Source organism: Streptomyces milbemycinicus (assembly GCF_002154605.1).
In the GTDB taxonomy this organism is placed as follows: domain Bacteria; phylum Actinomycetota; class Actinomycetes; order Streptomycetales; family Streptomycetaceae; genus Streptomyces; species Streptomyces milbemycinicus.
In genome coordinates this window covers 1-15,885 of record NZ_MUNE01000160.1, presented here as the reverse complement: position 1 = coordinate 15,885, position 15,885 = coordinate 1, and the positions used below count along the sequence as shown (strand labels likewise).

The window sequence follows — 15,885 nt, the reverse complement described above, 5'->3', positions numbered from 1 at the left end:
GGGGTCGGCAGGGTCGGGGTCGGTGGGGGCGATGGGATCGGCGGAGTCGGCAGAGGCGCCGGGGCTTTCGGGGCTGCCGGAGTGGTCCGTGCCGTCAGGGCGCTCTCCTGCGGTGCCCGCCGTACGTACGACATGCGGCAAACCCCGCACCACCGCCACCGGCAGCCCGCCCGCCTTGCCCTTGACCAGGTCTCCCGCCGAGGCCAGCTCGTCGGCCGTGGCGACCACGGTGGCGCTCAGCGGGTTGCCATGGGCGTCGGTGCCGCCGCGCAGGTCCTCCAGCACCCGCACCCCGGCCGCGCCGATGGCGACGTCGGTGACCCCGCTGCGCCATGGCCGCCCGAAAGTGTCGGTCACCACCACCCCCACTTCGACCCCGAGCGCGTCCCGCAGCCCGGCCTGGATGCGCCGCGCGGAGGCGTCGGAGTCCTCGGGGAGCAACAGCACGGTCCCGGCAGGGGTGTTGGAGGCGTCGACCCCGGCCGCGGCCATCACCAGGCCGTGCCGGGTCTCCACGATGCGGGTGCGCCCGCGCCGGGCGACGATGCGGACGGCCTCGGCGTCTATGGCGGCCTCGCGGTCTTCGGCCTGGACGACGCGCCCCTCCGCCTTGCTGACGATCTTGGAGGTGACGAGCAGGACATCGCCGTCCGCGAGCCCCGGCAGGCCCTCGGCGGTCGCGGCGTCGGCGATGAGCTTGGCGAGGTCGTCGCCGGAGCGGACCTCGGGGATGCCGGGGAGCGCCCACACCCGGTACGTCGGCGCCTGCGTCATGCCCGTACCTCCTCGGCCAGCTTCAGGGCCTCCGCGGCCATCCGGGCCGTGGCCTCGATGTCGGTCATCATCAGCGGGACGGCGCGGCAGCGGATACCGGCGGCCTCGACCTCGTCCACGGTGGCGGCGTCCACGGTGTCCACGAGCCAGCCGTCGAGCAGCCCGGAGCCGTAGTGGCGGGCGACGGCCGCGGCGGTGGACTCGACGCCCACGGCGGCCAGCACCTTGTCGGCCATGCCGCGCACGGGGGCGTCGCCGACGATGGGGGACAGGCCCACCACGGGCACCCCGGCGTCGGCGATGGCCTCCCGGACGCCGGGCACGGCCAGGATGGTGCCGATGCTGACGACGGGGTTGGAGGGCGGGAAGACGATGACGTCGGCCCCGGCGATGGCCTCCAGCACCCCGGGCGCGGGTTTGGCCTGATCGGCGCCGACGGGGACGACGGCGTGGGCGGGCACGGAGGCGCGCAGCCGCACCCAGTACTCCTGGAAGTGCACGGCCTTGCGCGCCGGGCGGCCCTCGGCGGCCCCCTCGGCAGCCTGGGCGGCGGGGTCGTCGATCAGGACGTGTGTCTCGATCCGGTCGTCGGTCATCGGCAGCAGCCGCACGCCGGGCTGCCAGCGCGCGCACAGGGCCTCGGTGACGGCGCTCAGCGGATAGCCCGCGCCGATCATCTGCGTCCGGACGATATGCGTGGCGAAGTCCCGGTCGCCGAGGCCGAACCACTCGGGCCCGACGCCGTACGCCGCCAGCTCCTCCTTGACGGCGAAGGTCTCGTCCGCCCGGCCCCAGCCCTGGTCCTCGTGGATGCCGCCGCCGAGGGTGTACATCACCGTGTCGAGGTCGGGGCAGACCTTCAGCCCGAAGAGGTGGATGTCGTCGCCGGTGTTCCCGATGACGGTGATGTCGGCGTCCGGCGCCGCCGACTTCAGACCGCGGAGAAAACGGGCGCCGCCGATGCCGCCTGCCAGAACCACAATGCGCATGCGGACATACTGTCAGCCGCCTAGGACATCCAATGTGTCCGGGGCGTCCGGAACGCGGCCTTCCGCCCGCTCCCGTACCGCGTCCTGTGACGGGTGCATCGGCATGTCGGTCAACCCGGGGAAGTAGATGTGCAGGCTGACGGCTGGTTCGAGCGCGTCGTTGACGACGTCGTGGACATAGCCCGGTGCGAAGACGCGCTGCGCGCCCGCCCGCAAGCTGTGCCGCTCGCCGTGCCCCACCCGCTCGGTCAGCTCGCCTTCGAGGACGGTCAGCACGCCCGAGGACGCGCCGTGGTCATGGGCCCCGCTGCCCTGGCCGGGGACCCAGCTGAGCAGCCACACCTCATAGCCGGGGCCGGTGCGCAGCCGGTGGTACCAGCGGCTGGTGGCGTCGTACTGGACCAGCGGCGCCCAGCCGGCGCGGTCGGCCGCGAGGGAGCGGGCCAGTCCGGCGAAGGCGGAGACGGTGGAGGGGTGGGCGGGTGCGGGCGGCAGCAGATGCGGGATGGCGAGCGGGTCACCGGCGATCTGGATGTCGCTGTTCATAGGGGGGTTCCTCGGCGGAAGGTGCTTGGCGGTCGTGGGACGGCCGCTCGAGGCGGCGCGTAGGACGGCTGCGTCAGGCGGCCACGAGGGGCGGCGGCCCGGAGGGCGGCTGTCGGGATGGCTGGAGCTCAGGGGCTGATGGCTGGAGCTCAGGGGCTATCGACAGGCATCAACAACAGCTGGAACAGCGACAGCGAGCCTGCACAGCGCAGCGGAACCCGTGGTCACGGGTCGCCTGGGGCGCGGGGGTCACTGACATGCGGACAAGGAGACCGGGTCGTCGACCCCCGTGTCAACTTGACCGTCCGGATGGTGGGCGACTTTCACCCCATCCGGTTGCCGGGGCGGCAGAAAGGTTTGTGCCGACCGGGAACCGGTCAGATGGCGCAACACCCGGAATCCCCTGGGGTGCAACGGGATCGGCCGTGTTGGCGTCCTCCTCTGTGAGTAAGAGGAGGGGCAAGGGTGACGGCCGGGGAAGGTGTCAGCTTTAGGCCGATTTGAACACTTTCTGCGTCGCCTTGGTTCCGCAGAGTGAATAAGGGGCTCAATAGCAGATCTCGGCTTGACTGGCCCGGATCGGCACACTTGTAATTTCACTCGTGTCGTTTTGCCGCAGGACCACCGGCAGCAGGCACGGGGACGCAATGACAGACGAGGGGCGCACATGACCGAGTTGTTCCAGCAACTGCTGGTCGAAGAGGCGGACGAGGAGCTCGGTTGGCAGGAGCGCGCACTGTGCGCCCAGACCGATCCCGAGTCGTTCTTCCCGGAAAAGGGCGGATCCACCCGTGAGGCGAAGAAGGTCTGCCTCGCCTGTGAGGTCCGTTCCGAATGCCTCGAGTACGCCCTCGCCAACGACGAGCGGTTCGGCATCTGGGGAGGTCTGTCCGAGCGGGAGCGCCGCCGCCTGAAAAAGGCCGCAGTCTGACCCCACGCCATACCAGACCTGGAACCAGCGGTCCGCCTCCCGGCCCCTTGGGCCGCGAGGCGGACCGCTGTGTGCTCAGCCGTTAGTGTGGGGCCCCGTCCGAGACGCGCGGGCGCCGCCAAGGGCGCGCGCGTCCACTGCAGTCCAGCGAACCGGGGCCCGTACCTCGATGTCCGTGCACAGCCACCAGGCGGCCCAATACCCGGCCGCCAACGCCGCGTTTGCGCCCACGCAGACACCGGCGTTCCCCCGCCATGTCGTCACCGCCGTGCTCGTCGCCCACGACGGCGCCCGCTGGCTGCCCGAGGCGCTGGCCGGGCTGCTCGGCCAGGAGCGGCCCGTCCAGAGCGCCGTCGCCGCAGACACCGGCAGCGCCGACAACTCCGCGCAGCTGCTGGCCGACGCGCTCGGCCCCGACCGGGTGCTCCACCTCGCCCGCCGCAGCGGCTTCGGCACGGCCGTCGCCGAGGCGGTCCGCAGCGTCGAGGTGCTGGGCCCCGAGGAGCTGCCGTACCTCAAGCGCCCCAGCGGCTGGGACCCCGTCAACCGCACCTGGCGCGACGACGCGTACGACATGCCTGAGCTGCCCCACGGCGAGCCGGTCCAGTGGCTGTGGCTGCTGCACGACGACTGCGCCCCAGCCCCGGACGCCCTCGCCGAGCTGCTGCGGGTCGCCGACGACCACCCGCGCGCCGCGATCGTCGGCCCCAAGCTGTGCAGCTGGTACGACAGCAGGCAGCTGCTCGAAGTCGGCGTCAGCATCGCCCGCAGCGGCCGCCGCTGGACCGGTCTGGAGCGGCGCGAGCAGGACCAGGGCCAGCACGACCAGGTGCGGCCGGTCCTGTCGGTCTCCACCGCCGGCATGCTGGTGCGCCGCGACGTATGGGAAGAGCTCGGCGGCTTCGACCCCCGGCTGCCCCTCATGCGCGACGACGTGGACCTGTGCTGGCGCGCCCAGGCCGCCGGCCACCAGGTGCTGGTCGCGCCGGACGCCGCGCTGCGCCACGCCGAGGCCGCCGCACGCGAGCGGCGCCCGATCGACTGCGTGGGCCGCTCGGTCGCCGGACCGCACCGCGTCGACAAGGCCGGCGCGGCCTACACCCTGCTGGTCAACAGCCGTGGGGCGGCGCTTCCGTACATCATGCTGCGGCTGGTGCTCGGCACCCTGCTGCGCACCCTCGCGTATCTGGTGGGCAAGGTGCCCGGGCAGGCGCTGGACGAGGTCGCCGGGCTCTTCGGCACGCTGCTGCGCCCCGAGAAGATCCTCGCCGCGCGCAGACGGCGCGGCCGGCCCGTGACCGAGAAGGACGAGCTGCGGCCGCTGTTCCCGCCGCCCGGCGCCACGGTGCGGGCCACCGCCGAGCAGATCGCCAGCAACTTCGGCGGACGGTCGGAGCCCGAGCTGTCCTCCGGCGGGCGGCACGGCGCGGTGGAGTCCGGGCCGGGCGGCGACGACGCCGACTTCCTGGAAGTCGAGCAGTTCGCCCGGCTGAAGCGGATCGCCCGCAAACCCGGGCCGATGCTCTTCGTCGTCCTGCTGCTCGTCTCGCTCGTCGCCTGCCGCGATCTGCTCGGCGGCGGATCGCTGACCGGCGGCGCGCTGCTGCCCGCGCCCGACGGCGTCTCCGAGCTGTGGGCGCGCTACCTGGACGGCTGGCATCCGGTGGGGACCGGCGGGACGCAGAGTGCGCCACCGTATCTGGCCGTGCTCGCGTCGGTCGCCACGCTCTTCCTGGGCAGCACCGGCTTCACGCTCACGCTGCTGCTGGTCTGTTCGGTACCGCTGGCCGGCTTCACCGCGTACTTCGCCTCCCGGCCGCTCGTCGAGTCCCGGCTGCTGCGCGCCTGGGGGAGCGTCGCGTACGCCTTCCTGCCGGCCGCGACCGGGGCGCTGGCAAGCGGTCGGCTCGGCACCGCCGTGCTCGCCGTCCTGCTGCCGCTGATGGCCCGCGCCGCGGTCGCGGCGAGCGGGTTCGGGCTCGGCGAGCGGGCGCGCCGCGGTGAGCGGCCGAGCTGGCGCGCCACCTGGGCGTACGTGCTGCTGCTGACCTTCACCATGGCGTTCACGCCGATCGTCTGGCCGATCGCGGTGATCCTGGGCCTCGGGGCGCTGGCGGTGCGGTTCGCGGAGAGCCGCACCGAGCAGCTGATGGCGTACGGGCTGCGCTTCCTCGCCGTCGTCCTCACCCCGCCGGCCGTGCTCGCGCCCTGGTCGGCCGATCTGCTGACCGACCCGGGCCGGTTCTTCGACGAGGCGGGTCTCGACTACACCACCGGCTCCGCGTCCGCCCTGCACCTGCTCGCGCTGAGCCCCGGCGGCCCCAAGGCCGGCGGAACGCTTCTGCTGCTCGGCTTCGTACTGGCGGCGCTCGCCGCCCTGATGCGCGCCGAGCGGCAGCGGGCGGTCCGTACGGCATGGACCGTGGCCCTCACCGGCTTCCTCTTCGCTGCGCTCGTGGGCGGCTCCGGCTGGGCCGGGCCCGCGACCCTCGTCTACGGGCTGGCGCTGCTGAGCGCCGGCGTGGTGGGCGCCGAGGGCGCACGGGAGCGCGTCGCGGCGCAGAGCTTCGGCTGGCGCCAGCCGCTCGCGCTGCTGATCGCGGCGGCCGCGGCCGCCGCCCCCCTGTGGGCCGCCGCGAGCTGGATGCTGAGCGGCGCGGACGGCCCCGTCGGGCGGCGCGACCCCGACCAGGTCCCGGCCTTCGTCGCGGCCGAGAGCAGTAACCGCGACCAGGCCCGCACTCTCGTCCTCGACGGCGACGCCGCCCGCGCCGACTACGTCCTGGTGCGCGGCTCCGGCGCCCGGCTCGGCGACGCCGAGCTCACCGGCGCGGCCGGCGGCGACAGCCGGCTCGACCGCGTCGTGGCCAACCTGATCGCGGGCTCCGGCGCCGACCAGACCAGCCAGCTCGGCGGCTACGCCATCCGCTACGTCCTGGTGCGCGACAGCGCGCCGCGCCAGATGGGCCGGGTGCTGGACGCCACACCCGGGCTCACCCGGCTCAGCCAGGAGGACGGCAGCGCCCTGTGGCGGGTCGACCAGCGGATCTCGCGGGTCGCCATCGTCACCGGCGCCCAGGCGGGCGAGACGGGCGACGCGGGCGGGCAGGGCGGCTCGGCGGCCGGGTCCCGGACGGCCCCGGTCAACGTCCCGTCCGGGCCCGTCGAGGCCCACACCACCGTCCCGGCCGGCCCGGCGGGGCGGGTGCTGCGGATCGCCGACAAGGCGACGCCCGGCTGGCAGGCCACGCTCGACGGCAAGCCGCTGAAGGCGACGACCGTGGACGGCTGGGCTCAGGGCTTCGAACTCCCGGCGAACGGCGGACGGCTGGACCTGAGCTACGAAACCCCCGTCACGCACACCGCCTGGGTGTGGGCCCAGGGGCTGCTCGCGCTGGTCCTGGTGGTGCTGGCGCTGCCGGGCCGCCGCCGTACGGTCGACGACGACCTCCCGGAGGCGGAGGCTGCCGCCGCGGCGGTCTCCGCCGAGGACCTGGCGGGCGACGGGCGCCGGGCGCGGCGGCTGCGGGCCGCCGCGGAGGCGGAGGCCCAGGCCGAGCAGCAGGCGGCTGACGAGCAGGGTGCGGACGCGGAGGAGCGGCCGTACGCGGAGGAGCAGCCGTACGCGGACCAGGCCGCCCAGGCCGCCCAGGCGGGTCAGGCGGACCAGGCCGGGCCTGCGGACCAGGAGTCCGCCGCCGACCCGTACGCGGCGGTGCCGCAGCAGCAGTACGGCGAGTGGGACGCCCAGTCGTACGCGGGCGCGGGCTACGGCCAGTACGCGGGCGACCAGTACCAGGGCGACCAGTACCCGGCCGGTGACTACTCCGGCGCCGGCTACCAGGACAGCGGTTATCAGGACAGCGGCTACCAGGACACCGGCTATCAGGGCGGCGAGTACCAGGGCGCGGGCACCGGCTACCAGGGCGCCCAGGACCAGTACGGCGGCCAGGGCCAGGACCAGTACGGCCAGGGCCAGGACCAGTACGCGCAAGGGCAGTACGCCCAGGGCCAGGGCCAGGGCCAGTACCCGGCGGACCCGTACGCGGGCGGCCAGTACGCCGATCCGTACGCCTACGACCAGCAGCAGCCCTACGCCGACGGCGGCACGTACCCCCCGCAGGGCGACACGACGTACGGCGGCGCCGACCCCGAGGCCCGCCGCGACGGGAGCGAGCAGCAGCGATGAACCGCACCATCCTGTCCCTGATCGGCGCCGCCACGGCGCTCGCGGCCATCACCGGCGTCGCCTCGCTGACCGCGGGGTCCTCCGACGACACGGCACCGGCGGCCAAGGCGGCCACCAGGCTGCCCGTCGAGCGCTCCACGCTCCTGTGCCCGACGCCCACCTCCTCGGACGTGGGCACCACCACCTACACCGCGTTCACCCCCAAGGGGACGGGCGCGCAGGGCACGAAGAAGGGGACCGCCGGACTGCTGCCCGCCCAGGGCCCGCAGGACGACTCGGACAGCGAGGACGCCGATAACGGCCAGAAGGACACTCAGAACGACCAGAAAGGCCAGAAAGGCACCCAGAAGGACAAGGCGAACGAGCCCGTCGTACCTCTGAAGGAGCCGGGGAAGCCGGTCACCGTCGAGACCGACCGCTCGGACGCCCCCGCGCTGATCGGCACCGCCGACGGCCCCCTCGCCCCCGGCTGGACCGTGCAGCAGACCACCACCGTGGCCGCGGGCAGCGGGCGCGGCGTGCTGGGCACCACATGCACCGCGCCCGACACGGACTTCTGGTTCCCCGGCGCCAGCACCGCCAAGGACCGGCAGGACTATGTGCACCTGACCAACCCGGACGACAGCGCGGCCGAGGTGGACCTCAAGCTCTACGGCGAGAACGGCCGGCTCAAGCCCTCGACCGACGAGGCGATCACCGTCCCGGGCCGGTCCACCGTCCCGGTGCTGCTCTCCACCCTGACGGACGTGGACGCGACCGACGCGACCCTCAGGGTGTCGGCGCGCTCCGGCCGGGTCGGGGCGACCGTACAGGCGGTGGACCAGTCGTTCGGCAGCGACTGGCTCCCGGCCTCGGCCGAGCCGTCGGGCAGCGTGGTGCTGCCCGGTATCCCGGCCGACGCGACCTCGGTGCGCCTGGTCGTCTACGCGCCCGGCTCGGACGACGCGGACCTGAAGGTGCGGCTGGCCGGGCGGAGGAGTTCGATCACCCCGGCCGGCCATGAGTCGCTGCACGTCAAGAGCGGGATGACGGCGTGGGCCGACTTCGGGAAGCTCACCGAGGGCGAGCCCGGCTCCCTTGTGCTCACCCCGGAGGGCGGCGAGGGCCGGGCTGCCCCGGTCGTGGCCGCGCTGCGGGTGACCCGCGGCAAGGGGGGCGACCAGGAGACGGCCTTCATCCCCGCCACCACGAGCATCGAACGGAACGCCACCGCCGCCGACAACCGCGCCAAGGGCTCGACGCTGTCCCTGGTGGCGCCGAACGCGTCGGCGAAGGTGCGGGTCACCGCGTCGGCCGGGAGCGGTGGCGGCACCCCAGTCACCAAGACGTACGACGTCAAGGGCGGCACCACGATGGCCGTGGAGCCGCCGCGCCCGGCCTCGGGCAAGGGCGGATACGCCGTGACGGTCGAGCGGGTCTCGGGCGGGCCGGTGTACGCGTCCCGGATGCTGGCGCTGCCCCAGGGCGGCGTTCCGATGTTCACGATCCAGGCGCTGCCCGACGACCGGAGCACGGTCGCGGTCCCGACGGCGCGCCGGGACCTGTCGCTGCTCAACGACGGGAAGCAGTGAATCTCCGGTGAGTTTGGGACGGCGACACGCCGACGTGACGGCGTGTCGCTGTCCCGAACTCACCACAAATCGAGCTGCCGGGCTGCCGAGCTGCCGAGCTGTTGAGCCGCCGAGCTTCGGGCGCCGTCTAATCCTGCCCGTATCGCGGGTCCACCAGCTCCGGGGCGAGCCCCAGCAGCTCGGCGACCTGCTCGACGACGACCTCGTGGACGAGCAGTGCGCGCTCGTCCCGGGTCTTGGCGCGGATCTCGACCGGGCGGCGGTAGATCACGATGCGGTCCGGGCTGTCGCCGCGCGCGGCGATGAACCGGCCGAGCGGCACGGATTCGCCGTCCCAGCCGTCCCAGCCGTCCGGGCCGCCGGGCCCGCTCATGGTGGGCACCTCGAGCACGGCGAAGTCGACGCCGGACAGCTGGGGCCAGCGCCTCTCCAGCCGCTCCGCGGACTCCTGGACGAGATCCAGGAAGGACTCCGCGCGGCTGACCGAGAGCGGCACCTGCGGCGGCGCGATCGGACCGCGCATCCCACGCCCGTGCCGATCGCGGCGGCGCGGGCGCGGCTCGGACTGGTGGGGTGGTACGGGCCTGGTCATCACTCATGAGGGTAGCTGTCACCGGCACCTGAGTACGCGCTTACCAGACAGTGCGTCCGCTACCCGCGTCGACGCTCCTCCCGTACCGCCTTTTGCGTCGCTGCTTGCAGGCGCCACCCATGTCGCCGGATGAACATTCCGGCCATCCTTCCGCCCAAAAACAGTCGCCTCTTGGGTCCGCTTTCTCACGCAAGATGATCTATATCGGATCGAGCGCTGACCGGATTCGTCCTCGCCGGTCATCGTGCCCGTCTGAGTCCGCGCTGGTCAGCGTCGATGTTCACGTATCGGACGCACGGGGCGAACCGTGACGACACGGCGGAGTGAGCTGGTGGAGAGTCGTCGCGGCCCGCTCAAGAGTGCGGTACCGTCCAACGTCGTGAGCCCTGTACGTCGCTGTTCGCGCACCGCGTGCGGCCGCCCCGCCGTCGCGACGCTGACGTACGTCTACGCGGACTCGACCGCGGTCCTCGGGCCTCTCGCCACCTACGCCGAGCCGCACTGCTACGACCTGTGCTCCGAACACTCGGAGCGGCTGACCGCCCCGCGCGGCTGGGAGGTCGTCAGGCTCGCCCTCGACACCGGCCCGCCCCGCCCCAGCGGTGACGACCTGGAAGCCCTCGCCAACGCCGTACGCGAGGCGGCCCGCCCCCATGAGCGTGGGCCCGGCGGACCCTCGGGCCCGGGGCAGAGCGGCCGGGAGGGCGACCCGCGCGAGGTCTCCCGCCGTGGCCATCTGAGGGTCCTGCGCTCGCCCGACTCCTGAGCCTTCCCCTGGCCTCCCCCTTCCCGTCTTCCCGTCCCTCCCGACGTCCCGCCGTGCGCCACCCCGAGCGCGCCGCACGACGGACCTCACAGTTGCTCCCCAGGTCCTCCGGGTAGGTTTTGAACCCCAGAGGCCGCCAAGAGGCCCTGAACCCGCAGAACGTAGAGACCTGCAGAAGTAGAGACCTCCAGAAGGGACTGCTGTGACCGACTTGTCGCAGATCGTGAAGGCGTACGACGTGCGCGGTGTGGTCCCGGACCAGTTGAACAAGCCGCTCGCCGAGCTGTTCGGCGCCGCCTTCGCCCGGGTGACCGGCGCGCGTGCGATCGTCGTCGGCCATGACATGCGCCCCTCGTCGCCTGGTCTGTCGCGGGCCTTCGCGACCGGGGCCGCCGCGCTCGGCGCGGATGTGACCGAGATCGGACTGTGCTCCACCGACCAGCTCTACTTCGCCAGCGGCCACCTCGGCCTGCCCGGCGCGATGTTCACGGCCAGCCACAACCCCGCCCAGTACAACGGCATCAAGCTGTGCCGCGCGGGCGCCGCCCCCATCGGCCAGGACAGCGGGCTCGCCGACATTCGGGCCCTGGTCGAGGAGTGGACCGCGGGCAGCGCGCCCGACCCGGTCGCCGACCGCGGCACGATCACCCAGCGGGACGTGCTCGACGACTACGCCGCCCATCTGCGCTCGCTCGTCGACCTCACCGGCATCCGCCGCCTCAAGGTCGTCGTCGACGCCGGCAACGGCATGGGCGGCCACACCGTCCCCACCGTTTTCACCGGGCTCCCCGTCGAACTGGACCCGATGTACTTCGAGCTGGACGGCACCTTCCCCAACCACGAGGCCAACCCGCTCGACCCCAAGAACATCGTCGACCTGCAGGCGCGCGTCCGCGAGACCGGCGCCGACCTCGGCCTCGCCTTCGACGGCGACGCCGACCGCTGCTTCGTCGTCGACGAGCGCGGCGAGCCGGTCTCCCCGTCCGCGATCACCGCCCTGGTGGCCGCCCGCGAGCTGGCCAAGCACCCGGGCGGAACGGTCATCCACAACTGCATCACCTCGTGGTCCGTGCCCGAGGTCGTCAAGGAGCAGGGCGGCACCCCGGTCCGCACTCGCGTCGGGCACTCGTTCATCAAGGCCGAGATGGCCCGCACCGGCGCGATCTTCGGCGGGGAGCACTCCGCGCACTACTACTTCCGCGACTTCTGGAACGCCGACACCGGCATGCTGGCCGCCCTCCACGTCCTGGCAGCGCTCGGCGAGCAGGACCGCCCGCTGTCGCAGCTGGTCGCCGCGTACGACCGGTACGCCGCCTCCGGCGAGATCAACAGCGTCGTGGACGACCAGGCCGGGCGCATGACCGCGGTCAGGGCCGCGTACGAGGGGCGTGACGACGTCGAGCTGGACGAGTTGGACGGGCTGACGGTGACGGCCGCCGACTGGTGGTTCAACCTCCGGCCCTCCAACACCGAGCCGCTGCTGCGCCTCAACGTGGAGGCGCGCGGCTCGGAGACCGTCGCACGCGTCCGCGACGAGGTGCTGGCCGTGGTCCGCGCCTGAGTAACGCCGGCCCTGAAGCCTGAGTGACACCAGCCCTGAAGCTGACTGACGGCAGCTCTGAAGGGGAGGGGGCGCCCCGTCTCCTCCCCGGCGGTACGCTGACTGCGCTGGACTCAAACCGAAGGGACGACGCCCCATGCCGCTCGAAGCCGGTCTGCTGGACATCCTCGCCTGCCCGGCGTGTCACGCACCGCTGCGCGAGGAAGAGGGACCGGAGACGCCCGAGCTGGTGTGCACGGGCGAGGGGTGCGGCCTCGCCTACCCGGTCCGGGACGACATCCCCGTGCTGCTCGTCGACGAGGCGCGCCGCCCGGCCTGACGCCGTCCCGCGCAGTTCTCGCACCGCCCCGCCCACGGCGATCGGAGGCCGAAGCACCATGCTCGACGAATCCCTCCTCGACGCCCCCGAAGCCCTCGCCCGCGCGGACGTTCGCGGGCTGCTGCGCGGGGCCGCGGAATCCGGCGCCCGGGTGCGTACCGCGGCCCGGTACGCCGCCGAGGCGGGGGTCGCCGACCTCAAGCCGGACGGCCGGCCGCGCTCCGTGCTGGTCGCCGGCCCGGGCGCGGCGGGGAGCTGCACCGCCGACCTCCTCGGCGCCCTCAGCGGCACCAACTGCCCGGTCAGCCTGATCGCGCCGACGGGCGTGGCGCCCGCCCCGGGCGCGCTGCGCTGGACGCTGCCTGGCTGGGCGGGCCCGCTGGACCTGCTGCTGCTCGTCACGCCGGACGGCGCGGAGCCGGGGCTTCCGCCGCTGGTCGAGCAGGCGTACCGGCGGGGCTGCTCGATCGTGGCGGTCGCGCCCGCGGACTCCCCGCTGGCGGGCGCCGTCGAGCAGGCGCGCGGGCTGATGGTCCCGCTGGCCGCCGGCCCGGACAACAACTCGGCGCCGTACGACACGGCGCCGCCTGCCCCCGCCGGAACCCCGCAAGCCGAGGGGCAGCACACCGAGCCGACGGGCACGGCGCAGGACGAGGTGACGGGGCCGGCCCTGCCAGGCACCCTGTGGGCGCTGCTCACCCCGCTGCTGGTCCTTGTCGACCGCATCGGCCTGGTGGCCGCCCCGCCCAGCGCGCTGATGCAGGTGGCCGACCGGCTGGACCAGGTCGCCGAGCGCTGCGGCCCCGCCGTCGCCACCTACACCAACCCCGCCAAGGCCCTCGCCGCCGAGCTCGCCGGTTCGCTGCCGCTGCTGTGGACCGAAGGGCCGGTCGCGGCGGCGGCCGGGCGGCGCTTCGCGAGCCTGCTCGCGCTGCTCGCCGGGCGCCCGGCGCTCGTCGCCGAGCTGCCCGGGGCGCTCGCCGCCCACGGCACGCTGCTGGCCGGATCGCTGGCCGGCGGCGCCGACCCAGACGACTTCTTCCGCGACCGGGTGGAGGAGGCCGAGGCGCTGCGGGCCCGGGTTGTGCTCTTGTACGACGAACAGGTCAGCGCGCTCTCGGCCGTGCCGACCGCCCGGGAGCTCGCGCTCGCCCACGACACCGCGCTCAGCGAGCTCGAACCGGGCGGGGGCGGTGTGCTGGAGAACGCGGCGGAACTCCTCGCCATCACGGATTTCACCGCCGTTTACCTGGCGCTCGCCTCGACGGAGAGATCATGACGGAGTAATCCCGTCCTTCCGTACGTACAGTCAGGAACCGCGCCTTATGGACCGCCTCGTCAACACCGTCCGCCCCTACGCATGGGGCTCCGCCACCGCCATCCCCGAGCTGCTGGGCACGGAGCCGACGGGTGAGCCGCAGGCCGAGCTGTGGATGGGGGCGCACCCCGGGGCGCCGTCCCGCGTCGACCGCGGCGAGGGCCCGGCGGCCCTCTCCGACGTGATCGCCGCCGACCCGGAGGGCGAGCTCGGCCCGGACGCCGTAGGCCACTTCGGGCCGCGGCTGCCGTTCCTGCTCAAGGTGCTCGCCGCCGCCTCGCCGCTCTCGCTGCAGGTGCACCCCGATCTGGCCCAGGCCGAGGCGGGCTTCGCGGACGAGGAGGCGCGCGGCGTCCCCGTCGACGCCGCCGACCGCAACTACAAGGACGCCAACCACAAGCCCGAACTCATATGCGCGCTCACGCCCTTCGACGGGCTGTGCGGCTTCCGCGACGCCGACGAGGCCGCCGGGCTGCTGGCCGCCCTTGAGGTGGACCCGATCAAGCCGTACGTGGACATCCTGCACGCCCACCCGGAGTCCCACGCGCTGCGCGAAGTGCTCACCGCCGTACTGACCGCCGACCGCGAGGCGATCGCGGACACCGTCCACCAGGCCGCTGCCGCCGCCGAACGACTCGGCGCGCAGGACGGCCCGCACGCCCCCGCGTACCGCGCGTACGCCTCCATCGCCCGGCACTACCCGGGCGACCCCGGCGTGATCGCCGCGATGCTCCTCAACTACGTACAACTGCAGCCGGGCGAGGCGCTGTACCTGGGCGCGGGCGTGCCGCACGCCTATCTCGACGGCCTCGGCGTCGAGATCATGGCCAACTCCGACAATGTGCTGCGGTGCGGACTGACCCCCAAGCACATCGACGTCCCCGAACTGCTGCGTATCGTCCGCTTCGAGAGCGAGGCGCCCGGTGTGCTCCGCCCCGAGGCGGATTCCTCGGGCGAGGAGGTGTACACCACCCCGATCGACGAGTTCCGGCTCTCGCGCTACGTCCTGGCCGAGGGCGCCGGCCCGCGCCCGCTGCCCTCCCGTACGCCGCAGATCCTGCTGTGCGCCTCGGGCACGGCGGTGCTGCGCGGCACGGGCGGCGATGGGGCGGAACTGCGGCTGGCGCAGGGGGAGTCGGCCTTCGTGCCGGCGGGTGAGGCCGTGGCGCTGTCCGGGCCCGGCACTGTGTTCCGGGCCACAGTCGCCGCCTGACGCACCGCCGTTTGGCGGGGCTGCAACAATGGCCCGCCGTACGCAGTAAAGCAACGGCAAAGCTGCCGTGCGACGGAAGGGACATTCGGCACAAAATGAGTGCATCAGGCGGAACCAAGGCGATTGTTGCCGCGCTGGGCGCCAACCTGGCCATCGCCGTAGCCAAGTTCGTGGCGTTCGCGTTCAGCGGCTCGTCGTCGATGCTCGCCGAGGGCGTGCACTCGATCGCCGACTCCGGCAACCAGGGCCTGCTGCTGCTCGGCGGCAAGAAGGCCAAGCGCGAGGCGACCCCGGAGCACCCCTTCGGCTACGGCCGCGAGCGCTACATCTACGGCTTCCTGGTCTCCATCGTCCTGTTCACCATCGGCGGCGTCTTCGCCCTCTACGAGGGCTACGAGAAGATCAAGCACCCGCATGAGGTGGAGAACTGGTACTGGCCGGTCGGAGTGCTCGTCTTCGCGATCATCGCGGAGGGCTTCTCGTTCCGTACGGCCATCAAGGAGTCGAACGAGATCCGCGGCAAGCTGACCTGGTCGCAGTTCGTACGCCGGGCCAAGGCCCCCGAGCTGCCCGTCGTCCTGCTGGAGGACTTCGGCGCCCTGGTCGGCCTGGTGCTCGCGCTCGGCGGCGTCGGCCTGTCGCTGATCACCCACGACGGCGTATGGGACGGCATCGGCACGATCTGCATCGGCGCGCTGCTGGTCCTGATCGCCCTCGTGCTGGCCGCCGAGACGAAGTCCCTGCTGCTCGGCGAGGCCGCGGACGCGGACCAGGTCGCCAAGATCCGCGAGGCCCTGGTGGACGGCAAGACGGTCACCGGCCTGATCCACATGCGCACGCTCCACCTGGGCCCCGAGGAGCTTCTGGTCGCCGCCAAGGTCGCGGTCCAGCACGACGACACGGCGGCAGAGGTCGCCCGCGCGATCGACGCGGCGGAGGCCCGCGTCCGCGAGGCGGTCCCCATCGCCCGCGTGATCTACCTGGAGCCGGACATCCTGCGCACCACGACGTCGGAGTAGCGGGCGCGAGCGGGCCCGGCACAGCCCCGCGCGGCCCCGCCCGAGCACGACTTTGGGCCCCGCCCAGGCGCGCGTTCTCGCGTCCGCTGGCCCGGAG

At 73.4% G+C, this 15,885-nt stretch carries 13 protein-coding genes; 9 read left to right on the top strand and 4 right to left on the bottom strand.

The features are described 5' to 3' along the window. The 3 genes from CCN51_RS14505 to CCN51_RS14495 form a co-directional block, all read right to left on the bottom strand. Positions 1-774: coenzyme F420-0:L-glutamate ligase (locus CCN51_RS14505; RefSeq protein ID WP_086859610.1), on the bottom strand; the 774-nt coding region annotated here is incomplete at its 3' end. Continuing rightward, positions 771-1,763: a 2-phospho-L-lactate transferase gene (cofD, locus tag CCN51_RS14500; RefSeq protein ID WP_014177055.1), complete on the bottom strand. Its 993-nt coding sequence runs from the start codon at positions 1,761-1,763 to the stop codon at positions 771-773. The genes CCN51_RS14505 and cofD, both read right to left, overlap by 4 nt. A 12-nt stretch (positions 1,764-1,775) precedes the next feature. Further along, a complete protein-coding gene (locus CCN51_RS14495) occupies positions 1,776-2,309 on the bottom strand; it encodes a cysteine dioxygenase (RefSeq protein WP_014177054.1) in 534 nt (177 codons plus the stop codon). A gap of 667 nt (positions 2,310-2,976) precedes the next feature. Between CCN51_RS14495 and CCN51_RS14490 the strand changes: the two genes are divergently transcribed. The 3 genes from CCN51_RS14490 (at position 2,977) to CCN51_RS14480 (ending at position 9,000) form a co-directional block, all read left to right on the top strand. Further along, the gene (locus tag CCN51_RS14490; protein ID WP_004952403.1) at positions 2,977-3,240 is read left to right on the top strand and encodes a WhiB family transcriptional regulator; all 264 of its coding nucleotides are present in this window, start codon (positions 2,977-2,979) and stop codon (positions 3,238-3,240) included. Between the two features lie 169 nt (positions 3,241-3,409). Further along, on the top strand, positions 3,410-7,429 hold the full coding sequence (locus tag CCN51_RS14485; protein ID WP_014177053.1) for a glycosyltransferase family 2 protein: 4,020 nt from the start codon (positions 3,410-3,412) through the stop codon (positions 7,427-7,429). Further along, positions 7,426-9,000, top strand: coding sequence for a DUF5719 family protein (locus CCN51_RS14480; protein WP_014177052.1), 1,575 nt, complete (start codon positions 7,426-7,428; stop codon positions 8,998-9,000). The genes CCN51_RS14485 and CCN51_RS14480 overlap by 4 nt, the downstream gene beginning before the upstream one ends. A 127-nt stretch (positions 9,001-9,127) precedes the next feature. Here the strand turns inward: CCN51_RS14480 and CCN51_RS14475 are convergent, their stop codons facing one another. After that, complete coding sequence (locus CCN51_RS14475) at positions 9,128-9,523, bottom strand: metallopeptidase family protein (protein WP_014177051.1); 396 nt, start codon at positions 9,521-9,523, stop codon at positions 9,128-9,130. Positions 9,524-9,923: 400 nt separating this feature from the next. Here CCN51_RS14475 and CCN51_RS14470 point away from each other — a divergent pair, with 400 nt between their 5' ends. The 6 genes from CCN51_RS14470 to CCN51_RS14445 all read left to right on the top strand — a co-directional run bounded on the left by CCN51_RS14470 (position 9,924) and on the right by CCN51_RS14445 (position 15,788). Then, positions 9,924-10,358: a DUF3499 domain-containing protein gene (locus CCN51_RS14470; protein WP_043486999.1), complete on the top strand. Its 435-nt coding sequence runs from the start codon at positions 9,924-9,926 to the stop codon at positions 10,356-10,358. Between the two features lie 202 nt (positions 10,359-10,560). Beyond that, the gene (locus CCN51_RS14465) at positions 10,561-11,919 is read left to right on the top strand and encodes a phosphomannomutase/phosphoglucomutase (protein WP_014177049.1); all 1,359 of its coding nucleotides are present in this window, start codon (positions 10,561-10,563) and stop codon (positions 11,917-11,919) included. Positions 11,920-12,055: 136 nt separating this feature from the next. Then, entirely contained in the window at positions 12,056-12,238 is a 183-nt protein-coding gene (locus CCN51_RS14460; RefSeq protein ID WP_014177048.1) for a Trm112 family protein, read from the top strand. Between the two features lie 58 nt (positions 12,239-12,296). Next, complete coding sequence (locus tag CCN51_RS14455; RefSeq protein WP_014177047.1) at positions 12,297-13,517, top strand: SIS domain-containing protein; 1,221 nt, start codon at positions 12,297-12,299, stop codon at positions 13,515-13,517. Between the two features lie 46 nt (positions 13,518-13,563). Next, positions 13,564-14,769: a mannose-6-phosphate isomerase, class I gene (gene manA / locus CCN51_RS14450; protein ID WP_014177046.1), complete on the top strand. Its 1,206-nt coding sequence runs from the start codon at positions 13,564-13,566 to the stop codon at positions 14,767-14,769. A 95-nt stretch (positions 14,770-14,864) separates the two neighbouring features. Then, entirely contained in the window at positions 14,865-15,788 is a 924-nt protein-coding gene (locus tag CCN51_RS14445) for a cation diffusion facilitator family transporter (protein WP_014177045.1), read from the top strand. Positions 15,789-15,885: the final 97 nt, after the last annotated feature.

Coding starts and splice junctions, on each gene's coding strand:
- CCN51_RS14495 (WP_014177054.1), bottom strand. CDS start 2,309: ATGAACAGCGACATCCAGATCGCCGGTGACCCGCTCGCCATCCCGCAT.
- CCN51_RS14485 (WP_014177053.1), top strand. CDS start 3,410: ATGTCCGTGCACAGCCACCAGGCGGCCCAATACCCGGCCGCCAACGCC.
- manA (WP_014177046.1), top strand. CDS start 13,564: ATGGACCGCCTCGTCAACACCGTCCGCCCCTACGCATGGGGCTCCGCC.
- CCN51_RS14490 (WP_004952403.1), top strand. CDS start 2,977: ATGACCGAGTTGTTCCAGCAACTGCTGGTCGAAGAGGCGGACGAGGAG.
- CCN51_RS14460 (WP_014177048.1), top strand. CDS start 12,056: ATGCCGCTCGAAGCCGGTCTGCTGGACATCCTCGCCTGCCCGGCGTGT.
- CCN51_RS14480 (WP_014177052.1), top strand. CDS start 7,426: ATGAACCGCACCATCCTGTCCCTGATCGGCGCCGCCACGGCGCTCGCG.
- cofD (WP_014177055.1), bottom strand. CDS start 1,763: ATGCGCATTGTGGTTCTGGCAGGCGGCATCGGCGGCGCCCGTTTTCTC.
- CCN51_RS14475 (WP_014177051.1), bottom strand. CDS start 9,523: ATGCGCGGTCCGATCGCGCCGCCGCAGGTGCCGCTCTCGGTCAGCCGC.
- CCN51_RS14445 (WP_014177045.1), top strand. CDS start 14,865: ATGAGTGCATCAGGCGGAACCAAGGCGATTGTTGCCGCGCTGGGCGCC.
- CCN51_RS14455 (WP_014177047.1), top strand. CDS start 12,297: ATGCTCGACGAATCCCTCCTCGACGCCCCCGAAGCCCTCGCCCGCGCG.